At 26.5% G+C, this 18,437-nt stretch carries 20 protein-coding genes and 1 pseudogene; 10 read left to right on the top strand and 11 right to left on the bottom strand.

Annotation, left to right across the window (positions count from 1 at the left end; genetic code table 11):
• Window positions 1-196 precede the first annotated feature (196 nt).
• The 4 genes from KQ44_RS12810 to KQ44_RS12825 form a co-directional block, all read right to left on the bottom strand.
• Window positions 197-610 carry an ATPase gene (locus tag KQ44_RS12810; protein ID WP_096737732.1) on the bottom strand — a complete coding sequence of 138 codons (414 nt, stop codon included), beginning with the start codon at window positions 608-610 and terminating at the stop codon, window positions 197-199.
• A gap of 55 nt (window positions 611-665) precedes the next feature.
• Window positions 666-2,978 carry an RNA ligase gene (locus tag KQ44_RS12815; protein WP_096737733.1) on the bottom strand — a complete coding sequence of 771 codons (2,313 nt, stop codon included), beginning with the start codon at window positions 2,976-2,978 and terminating at the stop codon, window positions 666-668.
• A gap of 22 nt (window positions 2,979-3,000) precedes the next feature.
• Window positions 3,001-3,501: an NUDIX domain-containing protein gene (locus tag KQ44_RS12820; protein ID WP_096737827.1), complete on the bottom strand. Its 501-nt coding sequence runs from the start codon at window positions 3,499-3,501 to the stop codon at window positions 3,001-3,003.
• A 110-nt stretch (window positions 3,502-3,611) separates the two neighbouring features.
• Window positions 3,612-4,418 carry a M55 family metallopeptidase gene (locus KQ44_RS12825; RefSeq protein WP_096737734.1) on the bottom strand — a complete coding sequence of 269 codons (807 nt, stop codon included), beginning with the start codon at window positions 4,416-4,418 and terminating at the stop codon, window positions 3,612-3,614.
• Window positions 4,419-4,961: 543 nt separating this feature from the next.
• Here KQ44_RS12825 and KQ44_RS12830 point away from each other — a divergent pair.
• On the top strand, window positions 4,962-6,002 hold the full coding sequence (locus KQ44_RS12830; RefSeq protein ID WP_096737735.1) for an AAA family ATPase: 1,041 nt from the start codon (window positions 4,962-4,964) through the stop codon (window positions 6,000-6,002).
• Window positions 5,999-6,538, top strand: a complete 540-nt coding sequence (locus tag KQ44_RS12835) for a hypothetical protein (protein WP_096737736.1) — start codon at window positions 5,999-6,001, stop codon at window positions 6,536-6,538. Before KQ44_RS12830 ends, KQ44_RS12835 begins: the two co-directional genes overlap by 4 nt.
• 98 nt (window positions 6,539-6,636) lie before the next feature.
• Here KQ44_RS12835 and KQ44_RS12840 read toward each other — a convergent pair whose 3' ends face one another.
• The 6 genes from KQ44_RS12840 to rpmH form a co-directional block, all read right to left on the bottom strand.
• Entirely contained in the window at window positions 6,637-7,719 is a 1,083-nt protein-coding gene (locus tag KQ44_RS12840) for an aspartate-semialdehyde dehydrogenase (RefSeq protein WP_096737737.1), read from the bottom strand.
• A gap of 473 nt (window positions 7,720-8,192) precedes the next feature.
• On the bottom strand, window positions 8,193-8,900 hold the full coding sequence (gene jag, locus KQ44_RS12845; protein ID WP_020004583.1) for an RNA-binding cell elongation regulator Jag/EloR: 708 nt from the start codon (window positions 8,898-8,900) through the stop codon (window positions 8,193-8,195).
• Window positions 8,901-8,945: 45 nt separating this feature from the next.
• Window positions 8,946-10,841 carry a YidC/Oxa1 family insertase periplasmic-domain containing protein gene (locus tag KQ44_RS12850; RefSeq protein ID WP_096737738.1) on the bottom strand — a complete coding sequence of 632 codons (1,896 nt, stop codon included), beginning with the start codon at window positions 10,839-10,841 and terminating at the stop codon, window positions 8,946-8,948.
• Window positions 10,842-10,931: 90 nt separating this feature from the next.
• Window positions 10,932-11,141 (bottom strand): membrane protein insertion efficiency factor YidD, encoded by a 210-nt coding sequence (yidD, locus tag KQ44_RS12855; protein ID WP_096737739.1) that lies wholly within the window; start codon window positions 11,139-11,141, stop codon window positions 10,932-10,934.
• Between the two features lie 3 nt (window positions 11,142-11,144).
• Window positions 11,145-11,492, bottom strand: coding sequence for a ribonuclease P protein component (gene rnpA / locus KQ44_RS12860; protein WP_096737740.1), 348 nt, complete (start codon window positions 11,490-11,492; stop codon window positions 11,145-11,147).
• Window positions 11,493-11,552: 60 nt separating this feature from the next.
• Window positions 11,553-11,696 (bottom strand): 50S ribosomal protein L34, encoded by a 144-nt coding sequence (gene rpmH / locus KQ44_RS12865; RefSeq protein ID WP_008723263.1) that lies wholly within the window; start codon window positions 11,694-11,696, stop codon window positions 11,553-11,555.
• Window positions 11,697-11,890: 194 nt separating this feature from the next.
• Between rpmH and KQ44_RS12870 the strand changes: the two genes are divergently transcribed.
• Both KQ44_RS12870 and KQ44_RS12875 read left to right on the top strand, forming a co-directional pair.
• Window positions 11,891-12,373, top strand: coding sequence for an ATP-binding protein (locus KQ44_RS12870; RefSeq protein WP_096737741.1), 483 nt, complete (start codon window positions 11,891-11,893; stop codon window positions 12,371-12,373).
• Between the two features lie 282 nt (window positions 12,374-12,655).
• Window positions 12,656-13,975, top strand: a complete 1,320-nt coding sequence (locus KQ44_RS12875; RefSeq protein WP_240516655.1) for an ATP-binding protein — start codon at window positions 12,656-12,658, stop codon at window positions 13,973-13,975.
• A 114-nt stretch (window positions 13,976-14,089) separates the two neighbouring features.
• Here the strand turns inward: KQ44_RS12875 and KQ44_RS12880 are convergent.
• Window positions 14,090-14,745, bottom strand: a pseudogene (locus KQ44_RS12880) (Rpn family recombination-promoting nuclease/putative transposase).
• Between the two features lie 398 nt (window positions 14,746-15,143).
• Between KQ44_RS12880 and KQ44_RS12890 the strand changes: the two are divergent.
• From KQ44_RS12890 to KQ44_RS12915, 6 genes are all read left to right on the top strand, one after another.
• Entirely contained in the window at window positions 15,144-15,512 is a 369-nt protein-coding gene (locus KQ44_RS12890) for a hypothetical protein (protein WP_013114194.1), read from the top strand.
• Window positions 15,502-16,440 (top strand): hypothetical protein, encoded by a 939-nt coding sequence (locus KQ44_RS12895; RefSeq protein ID WP_096737744.1) that lies wholly within the window; start codon window positions 15,502-15,504, stop codon window positions 16,438-16,440. Before KQ44_RS12890 ends, KQ44_RS12895 begins: the two co-directional genes overlap by 11 nt.
• Window positions 16,406-17,251: a DnaA/Hda family protein gene (locus KQ44_RS12900; RefSeq protein ID WP_096737745.1), complete on the top strand. Its 846-nt coding sequence runs from the start codon at window positions 16,406-16,408 to the stop codon at window positions 17,249-17,251. Before KQ44_RS12895 ends, KQ44_RS12900 begins: the two co-directional genes overlap by 35 nt.
• Window positions 17,252-17,268: 17 nt before the next feature.
• The gene (locus KQ44_RS12905) at window positions 17,269-17,715 is read left to right on the top strand and encodes a hypothetical protein (RefSeq protein ID WP_013114191.1); all 447 of its coding nucleotides are present in this window, start codon (window positions 17,269-17,271) and stop codon (window positions 17,713-17,715) included.
• A 198-nt stretch (window positions 17,716-17,913) separates the two neighbouring features.
• The gene (locus KQ44_RS12910; RefSeq protein WP_096737746.1) at window positions 17,914-18,183 is read left to right on the top strand and encodes an HNH endonuclease signature motif containing protein; all 270 of its coding nucleotides are present in this window, start codon (window positions 17,914-17,916) and stop codon (window positions 18,181-18,183) included.
• Between the two features lie 11 nt (window positions 18,184-18,194).
• Window positions 18,195-18,416 (top strand): hypothetical protein, encoded by a 222-nt coding sequence (locus KQ44_RS12915; RefSeq protein ID WP_096737747.1) that lies wholly within the window; start codon window positions 18,195-18,197, stop codon window positions 18,414-18,416.
• Window positions 18,417-18,437: the final 21 nt, after the last annotated feature.

Consider the following 18,437-nt stretch of genomic DNA (forward strand, 5'->3'; position numbering starts at 1 on the left):
AACTTACTTGACAAAATTAGATACGTAATTCTTTAAATTAAAAGAGACAATATTTTAATAAAAATTAATCATAACAAAATGCTAGTATTATTAAAAAATATTTTTTATTTATAATTTAACAAGTAATTGTTATCTTATGGCTTATTATATTTGCAATAGTTAGTTTAATAGAGAAAATAAAGGAAAAAAAGAATACTTACTCTTTTGAATATTTTTCAATAAGCTCATCTATTAATTTTATTTTATCTTTATTTTTTATATGATAAAATTTGCCTATAGTAGCAGGGAAATAATCTTCTTCTTTAAGTTTATATATTTTTACCCTTGATGCTATTACCCAATCTGAAATATTTACTCTCTCTATTTCATTTTTATTAAACTTAATATTAAATTTATCTAAAGAATCAGAATCACTTTCTGCCAAAGCAACAGCAACTGTAGTAAGTCCGTCCGCTATCATTATTTTTGTGCCTTTTAAAAATCTCTTATCTTTCACTTTTTGAGCACCAGCTTTCACTTCGGCAAATACTATATTATGATTATAAAATATATCAAGGAGTTTTATCTCTCCTTCTTTTCCTCTTCTGCTCCCAAACTTCACATACTGCATTTTTTATTCTCCTAAAAATTATTAATTAATTCATTAAGTCAAACTAATTTATATTTTATTTAAGTTCATCTAAGACTTCATTATAACTTTTTAATACTTCATCTATAGTAAGATTTCTCCATTCTTTTAATTTATTTTCTCTTTTATACTTATTAAATATTTTATTTCCAGTAAAAATAACATACTGATTAGGATAATGAATATTTAATGAATGACTTAATCTATTCAAACGCATAGCCTCTGATCTTAATGCTTTTTTAATAATATAAAAAGGACATTTTACTTTTACCATAAAGCCATTATTGTCTTCAAATACCACTCCCTCATAGTCTATAGAAAAATCATCAATATATTTATAAAACATTTTTTTTATATAATTATTATATTCATCTCTTGAAATATTATCATCTGGTTTTTCAAATATTTCTATTCTCTCTTTTATTTTAAATAGTGATGATATTTCTTTATCTGATAGCTCTTCATAGGATAATTTTCTGTAATTTTCTTCATTGTATATAATATCAAGCAAAACCAAAAAAGATTTATCATAAACAATAGGGTGAGAAGAATCTTTTAAGTGTATGCATTCAAATACAAATGTGGTATTATTTTTTTTACAGTATTCTTTTATAAAGTTTTTATTTTCTTCTGTTAATAAGCTTTCTGCCCAAGATGTCATTTTTGTATTTATAGAGCTTTTAGTAGCAAATATTAAATCATCTTTCGTTTTATCTAAAAATACCAGAAATAAATATCCATTATACTTTTTGTATACGCTTACTGGAAATTTTATATTTTTCTCTAAACTTTTTAATTTAGTTTCATCAACTTCATCATAATTAAAAAATTTATCATAGCTTCTTCCAGCAATTTCGTTTGTTTCATTATATCTGTATAATCCTCTTGCTTTAATAGTCTGTTCATTCCATAATTTTTTATAAAATACTCTCTCTGAAAAATTAGTTGAATAAACTGTGTCAAAATATTTAAATCGTACAAGATTATTATTTTCTTTTTCTATATAAAATTCTGTATCAAACAAATTATCTATCTTTTTATCATTTTTATAATGCTCTACAGATAAATCATTCAAATTAAAAACTATTAAATCCTCTCCATACTCGACAGAATTTTCTATACAATAGGCATTATTATTTATCTTACATAAATTATCTTCTAATTCCTCCTGAAGCACATTTCTATGACCAAATATCTGAATAATATCATTATGATTTTCTTTAAATCTGTTTCCTACTTCTATATAAGATTTATACTTGTCTTCATCATAATCATATCCGTAAGTTACAATACCGTTTAAAAGAGAAGCTGGCATATGCTCGTACATTTTATCTATACCTGAATGATTAACAAAAAATTTCTTGCCTTTAAAAGTGAAGAAATAATAAAGTCTGAATCTCTTATAAAAACTTCTTATTTTCTTTTTGTAATTATTTAATTCTATTTCATTTAATATTTTATCTTCTGTAACATTATTATCATCATCTTTTACTTTCTTTATATTTGTAAATGCTTTTTTTATCTCTTTATAAGTAGTTTGATAAAAATCTTGACTTGTAACTTTTATATCATTAGCAAAGAAATTTAAATTCACATCATGATTACCTTCTGTAAAATAAACATTACTTCCTATATCATTATTAAGGAAATAATCAATCAATTCTTTTGATTTACTTCCTCTGTCTATCAAATCGCCTGCAAATATATAAGCGATTTTCTCATCTTTAAAATAATTCTCTTTTTTTAAAAATTTTTTAAATACATGGTATTCGCCATGCAAATCTGGTATTACTTTTATATTATCATATTTTTCAAACTCTTTTTCATTTAAATAAAAACTGTCCCATTTTGAAGCCTCAAGTAATGCAGTTTCAGCACTATCATAATCTGAAGCCTTATAAATATTAGCTCCAGACAATTTAAAATCTTTCATACGTATAAAAAAGTCTTTTATAACTTCTTCTGATATATTATTTCCAACTTCTCTATTTCTTACATTATCAATGCATTCTTTAAGAGATACATTATCAAATAAAACAGCAGCTATTCTGTATCCATATTTTTTGGCAAGCTCTGTAATGCTCTTTAAATTAAAAAGCCCAGTACTGTCTAATATAGTAAATAGACCTAAACGAAATCTATTTTCTAATATGTTTAATATTAAATTATTCCAAATATAAGAATTATCTTTTTCAGAAATAGAAAGTCCGTCATATCCGTCTGGAAAAATACCTGAATATAATATTCTTAAACTATCAGAACTTACACTGTAATTTTCAAGTTTAGCTTTTTTTATAGTATAAGTTTTACCGCTTCCCTGAGCTCCTACTGTTATAATCAATACTTTCAATTTAAACCTCTTTAATTTTTAATTATTTGATTTTATCATAAATATCATAAAAATATCTTATAGAAGATACAATTTTTTTATTTTGGCACATCTCAAAATATTTTTCTCTATCAGCTATCATAGCTTCGCTAACTTCATTTTCCTGCAAAGTTAAATCTTCTAATTTTACATCTCTTATAAACATAAAGGCATCTATTATAGTTTTTGAACGCTCCAGTATAAAAGAAGTTAAAAATATGCCATCTTCTTTTTCAAATGATAACCCAATCTCCTCTTTAAGCTCTCTTACAGCTCCTTCGATGCTGCTTTCTCCAGCAAGTATAGAGCCTTCTGTACATTCCCATTTATTAGGGCATATTTTTTTACTGCTATGTCTTTTTGTCATTATAACTTCATCATTACTGTTTACCACCCAAGCATGTATAACTATATGATACTCATTTTTTCTTAGAGGCAGTCCTCTTTGATGAATGCGTCCTGTTTTTTGCTTATTTCTATTATAAACGTCCCAAATCTCTGGCATAGTATTTTCCATAAATAATTAAATAATTCTTAATAATAAAAAAGCCCCCTTAAAAAGACTTATTTTTTAAGAAGGCTTTCATAAGTTATCGGACTATTATATTATAAAATTTATAATATAAATTTCAAGGCTCTTAATATCTCATAATAGTCATTATTTTCAAAAACTACAGTAGTATCATTGATTTTTTTAGCATTAGGATAAAATGATACTTTATGAGCATAACCATGTTCTTTGTAGCAGACTTCAAGTTTAAAATGATTAGGAAGTTTTAATAATTTACCCTTAAAATCCTGACTTAATGCCTCTTTAGTCTTCTCTTTAATCATCTTAACCATTAAATTTGGAGAATAATTAATAGTAGAATAACCTATACCCTCTTTTACAGGAAGTGTTATCAAATTAGGGTGATTAGGATTCATCTTCAAAGCCTCTTCGCATAACCCTTTATCACCAGACAAAAATACTGTAGGCACTTTCCTATATGCTGCTGCATAACTAAAAAACATAAACTCGCTTGCAAGAACTTCATTAAGTTTAACATATACATTTCTGGTATTCATAGTATGAGAAAGCGGATTATTTCCAATAGAAGCTGCATTATGATACCCTATAAACATAGCCGCATCAAAGCTCTCATCAATACCTTCTACCATAGAATAAGGATCTCCGCTCCATCTTCTATGTATCTTTACGCATTCTGGTAAGACCGTTTGATCTATATTCATAGCAGAGTCATGGGCATCTTTTACAAATATTTCTTTAGCTCCTGCATCTATTGCTCCTTCGCAAGCTGCATTAACCTCTTTAGTCATTTGCAGAGTATGCTCTTTATAAGTTAAACTTCCTGCATCCGTATCTGGCCATTGTGTAGTTGTAGTAATTCCCTCAATATCCGCACTAATAAAAACTTTCATATAATTCCTCGAACATTTAAAAATTTATTTTAATGATTAAAAACTATATTATTATTTCTGATTTTATTCAATATATTAATTATTGATTTTTATTTTTTTGTAGTATTTTTTTATTAAAAATATGTTAACTATAAAAGTTTAATTTTAATAATTAAATATTTGAAAACTATTTTATATACTAAAAATTATTAAGTTTGTCAATTTTTTTATTGTTCTTTTGGCGAAGCCAGCCGCACGCCATATTTAACAGTACTTTCTTCGGTTGCAGGTGAAACCAAAAAGTGAATTTCTAATAATAACAATATTCTAATTATAAAAGGTTTCATTTTTATATAATAAGATATTAGTAAACTAATTATAGTTTTTATTTTCATCAACTTTTTTCGTTAAAAAAGTTGCAAAAAAACAAATTATTTTTACTATAAAATATACTGTTTAGTGTTTAGGATATAATTATGAATGATAAATAAAAACAATTAATTATTTGAAATAATGAAAATATATTATAGAATATTATAACATTACAATTTAGGTTAATTGATTATGATAAAGAATTTTGAAATTCATGATTACAGACAATTTAAAAATGCTAAGTTTGATAATTTTGCTAATATAAACTTATTTGTAGGAGAAAATGATACAGGAAAAACTACAATATTAAAATTTTTATATTCAAATATTTATTTATTCAAACATGAAATAGATAATCTTATTTATAATGTTCCAGATGCTTTACCTATATTGGTAGATACTCCTTTAGGTGGAGATATAAATCATATAAATAATTTAAATCAGTATTATCAAAATAATTTATTTCTAAATACAAAATTAATAAAGCTCTTATTGTTTGATAATAAAAATATAAATTTCAAAACTTCTTTTATAAATAGTCAAAATGAAATTATAACTTCTGATGATAACATTAATAATTATAATTATGACTATAAACCTTTATTTATACCTGCTAAAGAAATCTTATCTATTATGAATGCAATTATTTATTTAAAAAATCAAAATATAGAAAGCGGATTTGATGATTCATATACTGATATAATTTATGAAATACTCGCAAGAAAAAATATTGATGAAAGAGAGTTATTAAGCGTATTTAAAAATAAATATGATTTCTATAGCGGTAATATACAAATAGATAAAAATACTAATATGATTAATTATTATAAAAATGATGGAAATATTTATAACATTAATATAACTGCTGAAGGAATAAAAAAACTAGGAATATTTGAAATTCTTCATAATACTGGAAATTTAACAAAGAAAAGTGTTTTATTTATTGATGAGCCAGAAAATAGTTTACACCCAAAAATGGTTCGTGAGCTTATGAGATTTTTGGCTGATATTTCAAAAGAAGGAGTACAAATATTTATGGCTAGTCATAATTCATTTGTTTTAAATCAGCTTAGCAATATTGCCATAAAAGATAATTATCCTATAAATGTATATTTCTTTATAAAAGAAAATAATTACACAAAAATAGACGGAGCTTATGATTTATCAAAAGAGTTTCCTGATAATTCAATATCTAATGAGGCTTATGATATGTTTGTGGAGAGTAAAAATTGAGTAATAATACTGAATGGCTTATAGAGTTTAAAGATAATTCATATTTTAGATTATCTGAAAATCAATTCTATATACAAAATCAAAAAAATTACGAAGTTTGTAAAGATGATAGTAAAGAACATTACAGCGGAATGAAAGAAATGGATTTTTGCTACTGTCATGATAATTGTATTGATTTGATAGAGTGTAAAGAAGTAAATAATATGGATAAATCAAATTTAAAAGATGATTTAAGACTAAAAGCTTTGCATTCTTCTGCCTTATTAAAAATAGCTTTGTATGATGGAAATAATGATATCATACAAACATTAAATAATCTAAATAAAAATTATAATACAAATATAGAACTAAAAGTTTATATTATTTTCAAACAATTTAATTCTAAAGATAAAACAATGATTTCTGACATTGTAAAAGAAATAGAAAACATCATAAAAAGAAGTCTTATATGTCCATTAGGTAAACTTTGGAATATTAGAGAAGTTCAAGTTTTAGATTATGAAACAGCCAAAAAGAAACTTAAATATATAATATAAAATCTATAATAAACATTTTTTAATATTAAAAAACATAAAAAAAGAGGAGTTTTGCAAAAAATAAAAACCCCTCTCTATATAATAAAAATATTAATGATTTATTTTTTTGCTGCTTTTTTTCTTATGCAAGTTTTTTTAGCTGCAGTTTTCTTAGCAGGAGCTTCTTCACCTTTCTTTTCTAATTCTGGTAAAAGTAATTCTGCTATCTGAACAGCATTTGTAGCAGCCCCTTTTCTTATTTGGTCTCCAGCACACCATAATACCAATGAGTTTTTAGCACTGATATCTTCTCTTATTCTTCCTACAAATATATCGTCTTGATCTGATGTGTCTAAAGGCATAGGGTATCTGAACTTCTCTGGATCATCAACTACTTTAACACCTTTAGCTTTTGATAATAAATCTCTAGCTTTTTTTACAGTAATTTTCTTTTCTGTTTCTATAGTAATAGCTTCACTATGACTTCTTATAACAGGTACTCTTACACAAGTACAGCTTATCTGCATATCAGGTGCATGAAGTATTTTTCTTCCTTCATTAGTCATTTTTAATTCTTCTTTAGTGTATCCATTTTTATCAAATGAATCTATCTGAGGGATTAAGTTATGAAGTATTTGATATTTAAAAGTGCTGTTTTTAAGTTTGTTTCCAGCAACATAATCCTTAATCTGCTGTTCCAACTCTTCCATACCTTCTTTACCAGCACCAGAAACTGCCTGATAAGTAGAAGCTATAATACGTTTAATTTTACCAAACTTATGAAGAGGAGCTAAAGCCACTAAAGCTATTATTGTAGAACAGTTAGGATTAGATATTATACCTTTGTGTAATTTAACATCATCAGGATTCACCTCTGGAACAACCAAAGGAACATTCTTATCCATTCTAAAGGCACTGCTGTTATCTACAACGATACTTCCAGCCTTTACTGCTTCAGGACTGAGTTTCTTACTCAAATCAGCACCTACAGCAACTAATGTAATATCCATATTGTTAAATGAATCTTTAGTTACTTTTTCTATTGTGTATTCTTTTTTATTGAATATCACTTTTTTTCCAGCTTCTCTGTTTCCAAGCAATCTTAATTCATTAATTGGAAATTTTCTCTCTTCTAGCACTTTGAGCATTTCCTGACCAACAGCACCAGAAGCTCCTAATAAACATAAATTTACTTTTTTCATGATGGTTACCGTTAATTATTTTTTTATTTATTTTTGTTCCTAATATTATATAATAATTGTATATTAAAATCAAGAAGTTTTACTTGTTATACCAAATATATTTTTTTATTTAATATTATGATTATTTTATCTTATTTAAGTTATCAATAATATTTTTTAATTTTTATTTTCATTTTGAAAAATTATTATATACTGAAAATTTTTAAGTTTGTCAAAAAATATATTTGTAAATTTCAGTATTTGTTCGGCTCACATAGTCGTACCACACATATGTGCACAGTTTTTTTAGTTCACTCGGTAGCTACTTGTAAGTACTGTTAGGTATGGAATGATAATCACTACGCTTTGCTATGTAAAGAAGTCATTTTATAGATTAAAATGTAGATTTTATCAAATATGTACAAATTCAATAAATAAGTATAACAAAAAAGGGGAGCTATAAAGCTTCCCCTAAAATTATAATGAACTTTTTATTATCTGTTTCTATAATATGATTTATTATATCCGCCTCTGTCATTATATCTTTTGTTATTGTTGTATCCGCCTTTTCTTTTTGAATAAACTTTTACACTTCTGTATGGCGGTTCTCCATCACTTTTTGTTTCAACATCATTATCATTTTGAAGTTCCAAATGTATAATTCTTCTTTCATAAGGGGACATAGGATCCAAAGCAACCACTCTTCTTGTTTTTTTAGCCTGCTGAGCAGCCTGACGTGCTATATGTTTTAATGTTTCTTCGCGTCTTTCTCTATAGCCGTCAACATCTAATATAATATGTCTTTCAGTATCATCATTAAATTTTTTGGAAGCTATTAATGAAATAACAAACTGTAAAGCCTCTAATGTAGCTCCTTTTTTACCTATTAAAACTCCTGAATCCTCTGTTGAAATGTTAATATAAATTCTTTTTTCGCTTTCTTCTTTAGCGGTAACTTCAGCTTCAACTCCCATATACTTTAATATATTAGATACTATAGATTGAAACTCACCTAAATTAGTAGAAATTTCTTCATAATAAACACGTATAATAGTTGGTGATTCTTCTCCAAAGCCTAATAAAGAACGTTTGCCTTTATCTACTACCTCTATTCTCACCTGATCTTCTGTAAGATTAAGTTCTTCTAGTGCCTTGCTAACGGCTTCCTTTTCTGATTTACCACTAAACTCTTTTACTAACATAGTATCTCCTCCTTTCTATATGATAAGTAATATTTGTTATTACTCCTAATTTGATAAATAATTATTACTTCTTTTTTCTTTTTTCTTTTTTGTAGTTATTTTTGTTTCCTCTTCTTCTATAATATCATTTGATGATTTATCTAATTTTGATGTTATAAACTGCTGAGCTACCCCGAATACGTTTTGTGCTGTCCAATATAGAGCAAGTCCGCTTGCAAAGTTATAGAACATAAGAAGCATCATAAGCGGGAAAATAGTAGTCATCATCTTCATTTGAGCTGCTGCAGAAGAAGAGCCGCCTGCTGAAGAAGAAGGCTGAAGTTTCATACTTAAATAACTTGTAATTGCCATCAATATAGGGAATAAATTAAAATTAAATCCTCCTAATATAGGCAAACTTGCTGGAAACACAAATAATTTATCTGGCGATGAAAGGTCTGTTATCCATAAAAAAGGTGTATTTCTAAGCTCTACCATAGACTGCATAAGGTAGAAAAACGCTATCAAAAGCGGAAATGGAAGAAGCATAGGAAGACAGCCGCCTAAAGGATTAATCTTCTCTTTTTTATATATCGCCATTATTTCTGCATTCAATCTTTCAGGATTATCTTTATACTGCTCTCTTATACGCTCTATTTTAGGATTTACTAACTGCATTCTTTTCATAGATTTATAAGAAGCATTATTTAATGGGAAAGTAACTATCTTAAACAAGAGTGTAAATAATAGTATAGCCCAAGCATAGTTTTTAGTTATATTATACAAACCATTAAGCATAATATCCAATATATATGTTAAAGGTCTTAAATTAATACCCAAGAAAGATTCCTGAAATATTGATTCATAAGATTCTTCTACATAATATTTAGAAAATAGTCTTCTAACTTTAGGTCCCATAAATACTGAATATGTATCAGTTATAGAAGAACCGCTTTTAATGCTATGTTTAGAAACCAAATTTGCTAAATGGAAATCATTTCTATATTCATTAGTTGAAGGTTTTGAAAAAGTCATAGTTTCAAAAACTGTATTATCTGGCTGAGCTGATGAAGAAATTATAGCAAAATATCTGTTATTTAAAGCTGCCCATTTATCCTGACCTTCATATACACTATATCTCATCTGATTAGTTTTTATTCCTCTTGAAGAAGAACCGAATAATCTTGAAAATATATTATCTTTTACTATATCACCTGTTAATAATATTTTTGATTTACCGCTTCCCTTTATTAAATATTGTGCTCTTGTAGCATCTTCTCTTACAGAATTTTTATCTGTTCTGTAAGGTCCTATTCCAGTAGCCAAAAAATAAGAATAAAAAAGCGATAAATCTTTTTCTCCTATATTTTCTATAGTTACAGAGTTTTTTAACTGATAAGGGTCTTCGCCAAAACTGAAAGTCTTTGTAATTCTTACTGGAACATTATCTATAAGAGCTAGAGCACTGTAGCTTACCAAACCATCATTTTCATTCGAAATTAATTGATAATTTAAATTTTCAGGCATTGCAATGGAATTAGAAAGATTCTGAAAAGTTACAGTAAAAGGATAAATACCTTCATAAACCTGCTCTACCATATCAATAATTTCATTAGTAGCATCTCTGCCCAAATCCTGAGGATAATAATTTTTTAATTTATAAGAAAATAAAGAGCCATTTTTAAAAGAGGCTATAACATATTCATTTTCTAATATTTTTTCATTATTTAAAGGTAATGCATTAGTATCTTCTATTTTTGCAAAATTTTGCATTTGGGCAGTATCTAATAAATAATTTACAGTGTTATTATTATTTTCTATAATGTTGGAAACAGCCGCTGAGTTAGTACTAGTATTTGAACTATAAACAGGTTTCATTACTTTAGACTGATAGAACATATATATGAATAATATTATAGCTGTAAGGGCGAATGCTATAACCATTCTTTTATTATTGCTCATAAAATATTAAAGCTCCTTAAATCAATTATATACAACAAATGAGAATTTATTTAAGCAATTAAAAAAGGAAGATGGTCTTTGCAAAAAAGATTATGGTACAGGATCATATATTTTTTTTGCTAGAGGATTACATCTTAGTACTCTGGCAATTGCGAGGAAACTGCCTTTTATAGCCCCATATTTAATAACAGCCTGTTTAGCATACTCTGAACATGAAGGTATATATCTGCATGAAGGCTTCAAATAAGGGGAGACAGCCTTTTGATAGAAAAAAATTAAAAGTAAAAGAATATGTTTCATAATTTATAAAACCTTCTGAAATAACTTTATCAAATTTTTTTTGCAATCGTTAAAAGAAGGGGAATAACAACTATCAAATTTATTAATAATAATAAAATAATCATAGCCGGCAGGGATTTGGTCTTTTTGGCTTCTAAATATTTCTCTCACAATTCTTTTTACCCTATTTCTGCCGACGGAATTAGTTTTATTTTTTTTGATAGCCACAGCAAACCTGCAATATAAGCGATTATTCTTTAATAAAAGAACAGTATAGTTGGAATTACTTATTCTTTTCACACTACTATTCTTATTAAAGAATGCAGATATATCATTTCTATGTTTTAACCGCTCTTTACTATATAACTTCAACTAATATTCCCTATCACAGTTTTCCATAAGTACTGTTTTTAATAATTGCTTATAAAAGCATTATTCGTCTGCAGCAGTTAAGCGGTATCTGCCTTTTCTTCTTCTGCGTTTTAATACATCGCGTCCATGTTTTGTTGCCATACGTTTAAAAAAGCCAAATTTTCTAGCACGACGCAGTTTACTTGGCTGGTAGGTTCGTTTCATTTATTTTTCTCCTTAAAAAGATTATATTTCTTAATTAGATTTTTATCAAAAAATTATACAAATGTACCGAAGTATTCTACTATATAAAAAACATTTTGTCAAGTACATAATATATAATCAAAAAATAACAAAATCATAATTTTACATAAAAATTAAAATTTGATATAATATTGTTATGATGATATAATCATAAAATGAAAAAGTATATTCTCGAAAACAAACTAGAAGATATTACTCCGTTAATAGAAGAAATATGTTTAGAGGTGAAAAAATATATAGGAAATAATGAATTGGATCTATTCGCCTCAGCATTATACGAAGTAATTATGAATGCTATTGAGCATGGAAACCTACATATACTTTATGAAACTAAAAAAGAATGGCTTAAAAAAAATATTTACAATAAAAAATTAAAAGAACTTTTGAAAACAGATAAAGCAAAAAACACACATGTTGAAATAGTATTAAAAATTGAAGATGACAATATTTATATCAATGTGAAAGATCAGGGACTTGGATTTAAGCCTAAACAAGAAGCAAAAAAAATCAATAATGACGGATTTGCACGCGAAAGCGGAAGAGGAATGATGATGATTAAATCGTATTTCGATGAAGTAAAATTCAATAAAAAAGGTAACTCCATCACTCTAATAAAATTTATTTCAAAAGAACAATAAAAAAATAATTTTTAATAATTTTAATAAAAAAGAGTTTTTACTTATGGATAGTAATAATAATAACAAAAAGTTAAAAAAGTTAAAGATACAAAATTCTTTAAAAAATCTCCTCCAATTCAATTAGATACAGGATTTGTTAATTTAGAGAGATTTATTGCTATTAATGAATATAATGACGGATCTTTTTCCAAAGAATATAACTGCGATATAATAAACAGAAAAGGAAGAGATGCTGTTATTATAGTACCATACTCCTATATAGATAATCAAGTACATGTACTTATGATAAATACTTTCAGACCTGTTGTCTATTACAGAGAAAAAGTTATGACTGGTAAAAATCCTGAAGATATTGATGAGCATATAATGAACTTTTTGGAGTTTCCTGCAGGAATGCTTGAAGAAGATGAAATGAATGATAAAAATCCTAATCAAGGAATAAAAAAATGTGCACAAAGAGAGCTTGAAGAAGAAACAGGATATTATGTGCAATTAAAAAGCATAAATGTATTAGGTCATAGATATTATAGCTCATCTGGTATTATTACTGAAAGAATAAATATTGCTACCTGCGATATTACAGGTATTACTCCCAAAAAAGAAATAAAAACTGACGGTTCTGTTATGGAAGAGAGTATAGAAACTTTTTTTGTACCTTTTGATAAAGCTATGAGATGGTGTAAGGAAGGAGTTATAAAAAATGCAGGCACAGAAATAGGACTTCATAGACTTTATTTTTCAATAATGTATGAACATCAAAAAAATCATAATCTAATACTTCAAAAAAGGCTTCATACTCTTCTAAATGAAATTAGTTCGCTTAAAAAAAGTGCTGAACACTACAACAGACTTATAAGAGAGTTTAAAGCTACTGTTTCGCATGAATTAAGACACCCTTTTACTGAAATTATGGGGTATATTAATTTACTTAAAAAAAATAATATGCCTGAAGAAAAAAGAGAGGAGTTTTTTAATATAGTTTCAAGAAGTATTAAAAAACTTTATGATACTAATAATAATCTTATACAAATAGCTTTAAAAGATGATGAGGCTTCTAAATATGTATCTGAGTTTGATGTAGAAGAAGAGCTTAACATCATAATAGACGGATACAAATTTATTTATCCTAAAGATATAAAAATAGAAATGAATATAGAAAAAAACTGCCGTATATTAATAGGATACCATGAAAGATTCAGACTTATTATGGAAGGAATTATATCAAATGCTTTCAAATTCACAAAATCTGGAACTATATCCATAAATATAAGAACATTAGATACTATAGAAAAAAAAGAGCTTGATTTTTCTCCAGACTTATTTAATTATCACACTATGAAAAATATAATACCTAATGAAATAGAAATAACTGTTAAAGATACTGGAAAGGGAATTAAACCTAGTAAATTAAAAAAGATATTTATACCTTTCTATCAGGCTGATTCAAGATTTGAAAGAGAATATGGAGGAATGGGCATAGGATTATCTGTTGTAAAAGATTTGCTTGACACTATGCAAGGTACTATTACTATAGACAGTTCAGAAGGTGCTGGAACTATAGTAAAATTAAGAATACCTTTTGGTATACCAAGCAAAAATTAATATAATCTCAAAATAAATATTAAATATATAATTTTACTCTCATAATTTTTACTAAAAATTTGTAAAATATTAAAATGATTATTTCAAAACTAATAAAAATAATAATGCATAAAATTACAATTTTAATACTTCCTCTACACTAAGACTAGTATTTTCACTAATGAGCTTTATATCTATACCAGAATTTTTTAAACTCCTAGCTATAGCAAGCTGTTCTTCTCCTCTGCCTTCTTGTAAACCTTTCTCTATAACTTCCTGTAAGCCTTCTTCACGTTCTCTTTTAAGCATTAAAGTCTGCCATATAAATCTAGCATTATAGACTTCCATTTCATCCTAAATAGATATAAAATGTTCGTATTTATTAATTACTTTAGGCATGATATTATTAACCTCTTTAATTTATCTTTAATTTTATCCAAATACTTAGCCGTGAAAAACTCTATCCAAGATAGTATTTTATTTCTTTTTATATCTTTTATGTTTGTATTATATAATATTTTCATAAACCTTGTAACTTCTACTATGTACATTTGAACCATATCCAAAACAACTTCTGGATTTTCAGTATCTATCAGCCTAAAACATCTATGAGGTTTTCCTATGTCATTAAAATCCATATTGAAGTTTACAAAGTTGATACTTATAACTTCACTTATTATATCATAAGGCTCTTTTTATACCACTTCATTTACTATGTTCTTATAGATATATAATAGTATATTCTCTTTAAAAAAATATATATTTCCTGATAACTGTATTTATATAATTATTTTTCTGTTATCATTGTTACCTACAGAACCTAAAAGATAGCGTACAAAATAATCGTTTTAACTGCTTTTCAAAGATTATTGAAGGCGGTACGAGTTTCAAAAATTTCTCTTATCGACAATATAAAAAATCTAGTATGTGTTAATCGCATACTAGATTTAAAACAAAATCAATTTCTCAAAATATCGAAAATCATAAATAAAAAGTTTGGTTACAGCTTTTATAATAAAAAACAGAGTCTATTTTATCTATTAGCATTCCTGCTAAAAAATATCAAAAATAAATGCAGTAGAAATTTATACTTTTCAAAATCTTCAGCATCGTTCTTTGATGTAATAATTTTTGTTACTGCAGAAGGAGGTATATTTTTAAAAAATATAGTTATGGGGAGAAGTTCAAAATGATAGTTAATGAAAAAGGAGTTAAAGCATTTTTCAAAAATATTATAAAAAAAATATTTAATAAAAAAGATTTATCAAACTTTAATGAAGAGCAGATATCTGATAACAACATCAGAAGAAAACTTTATGAGTATATTTATAAAGTGAGCTTTGGAAATAATAAATTAATAGGATTAAGATATGAGATTCTATATGCAGAATATGCAAGAATAAAAAAGATTAATCTTAAAAAATTGGCAAAAAACAGAAAAATAAAAACTATAGAAATGGCTATGGAGCTTGATAAAAATAACAATACAAATCATCTTGATAATTTATATAAACTAGCAAAAAAATTATTTACAGAGGCGGAAGAGAATGCAGACTGAAAGAGAAATAAAAAGTGAATATTTAATAGCAACGTATGGCGATGCCATGCTTGACAGAGGCTTTACATCAATACCGAATACATTAATTTATTATCGAAAAAGACTAGGACTTACAGCAAGCGAGTTTGAGTTTATAATCGCTGTAATGAGTTTAAGCTGGAAGAAAGATAAAGAAATAAGGGACAAAGAAATAAATCCAAAAGAAAAAAATTATTATAGACAAAGACAGAGCTTGTATGCAAAAGGCTATTTAACTTTTTCAAGCAGAAATGTTTACATAGGCGATAGATTTGCAGGAACAGGAACAGTATATAATTTCTCTGGATTAAAAAAAGCTATAGAGATGCTAGTAGAAGAAGACAGAGCAATACGAAACATGGATGCACCTGTAGAGCAGAAATACGATGAGCCTAGTTTGTTTAATGATGATGTAAGCACTGAACCTCTGCAGCCTCCGAAATTAATCAAAGAGGAAAAAGAAAAAAGCGAAGAAGAAAAAACTCCTGAGGAAAAAGAAGAGGATAAAAAAGAGGAAGAGTTTTTAGAAAAATATAATGAGCTTCATAAAGAATTAATAGGCGTTAAAATCAATCATAAATATCATAAAATATATACTAGCTTTTTAATTGATATATTCAAAAAACGTGTGCATGATAATTTTGATGAAGCGTTGTCTATAGTAAAGTTTAATTTCTTAAAATTACCATTAAACAAAAGATACTCATTAAAACTTCAAGACTTATTAAGAATGGCTTTATGTCAAAAAAATGAAAGTCATCAAAATAATACCAACAAAGAAAATAAAACCGACAGCAATAAAAAATATGCAATCCCTCGAGGGCTTGATAAATTAGACTTCTTATTAAATGAATTAGAAAAAGGAGGAAACATAAATGAAGCGTATGCTAAAATTGCAAATTGCGGATAGCAGTTATTGCCTTCTTAGCTATAAAAAACATTTGGAAGAATTGAAAAAAACGGCAAGAGAAGGCAAAGACCCTCACTGCACAAAATGCGATGAGTTTGGATTTGTAAAAGGTTCTAAAAGTATAGTTCCTATTGTTTGCTATTGTGTGAGTGATGAAAAAAGCAAGATAGAAAAAAAAATAGAGGATTTGGAAATAATAATAAAAAGATATAATACGGTATTTAATAAATTAGACAATGATATGACATTAAATATTTTTGCAGAAAAGTTTAATAATCAAAAGTTAGTAAGCAGTATAAAAAAATATTTAGAATTAGGAAGTATGAACTCACTTTATATTGAAGGAGAAAGCGGAACTGGTAAAACTACAATGCTAAAAATGTTATGGCAGATATATGCTATTAATAATATTAAAGCATTGTATATGAAAGCATCTAGTTTTGAAGATATGCATAAAAACTTATTTAATAAAAATGCACAGGATAGAGATTTGAAATCAAGTATAGATGCCAAAATAGATAATATAAAATTTGCAGATATTATTATGATAGACGACATTGACAGCGTAGGTTTTCATTATGCAGCCGAAGGCTATTATAAACTATTTGATAAAATCAGAGAATTAGAAAAAACAGTGATACTAACATCAAATAAAAGCTATATAGGTTTAATGAACAGTCTAAATATTAAAACAAGAAAAGATAATATTGATGAAATCAAAGGCAGGCTTACAAGCAGATTAAAGAACTTAAATATTATAGAATTAGAAATGCAGAAGTTTGAAATCAAATCTGATAAATTAGCATCATAGAGGATAAGGAGGTTATTATGCAGTTATGCAGAAAAATGAGAAGTACAGAAATAGCTTTATTTTGGGATGGAAATATTACAAAAGATATAGAGCTATTTAAAAGTCTAGGATTAATAAAAATCATAGATAACTACTCAAACGGTATATATGAAAGAGAGCTATTTGTAAAAGTAGGAGAATATAAAGCTAAAGATGTTCATATAGATAAAGAATTGCAGGAAAAATTAGAAATAAAAGACTTTGGCTATGCAAGAGGCTGTTATAAATGGCAGAATGTACAATTATTCAATTGGATTATCTTCAGTGATATATACATTTTTAATGGAGCTATAGAAGATACGGAAAATGCAAAAGCTAAGGTTGTAAGTCATCAGTCTTATATTGAAAATTATAGAACACAGAAAATTGATTTAAGTAAACCTCTGGATTTGTTTCATAAACTTGAGGAATCAGAATTAAATTAGCTTTTATTATAAATAGTCAAAATATTATTTTGATTATTTTTATAAGATTTTATTAAAAGAGGAAAATATGAAGATTTTGAATCAGTGTTAACTGATATAGAAGATGAGATAGCCAATAATGAATAATTCTATGTTTATAAGTTGTCAACAATGTTGATAACTTGTAAATAAGATGTTCAAAAGTAAAGAGTGTTTATAATGAGAAGTGATGAAAAAGCATATAAAAGATATCAAAGTAAAAAATGGCGTACTTTTAGAGAAAGTTTTTTGAAAGAAAATCCTCTTTGCAAAAACTTTGACGAGTGCCATAACTTTGCTGAACATGTGGACCATATAAAAAGAATAGAAAGTGAAGATGATCCTCTATTTTATGATAAAAATAATCTGCAGGCTTTATGCAAAAGGTGTCATAGCAGAAAAACAGCAAAAGAAGATGGAGCTTTTGGAAATAAAAAGAAAGATTATTAACGGATATGATCATGAAAATAGATAGTCAAAAACAATATATACATATAGAACGAGATAATAAAGAAGAACGTATTATTATTGATGCTAAAAATATTAGCAGCGAAGATACTATTTATTTGTTGACTGAGTTTATATACTTTGTAACCAATAAAGAAAATGTACCTGCTGATGGTTTTATTGATATTATAAAAGAGGCAGTAAGATTAAAAACAGAATTAGAAAAAAAGGAATGAATAATGAGAGAAGTAAACTTT

The organism is Brachyspira sp. G79 (assembly GCF_002379365.1).
Classification (GTDB): Bacteria; Spirochaetota; Brachyspiria; order Brachyspirales; family Brachyspiraceae; genus Brachyspira.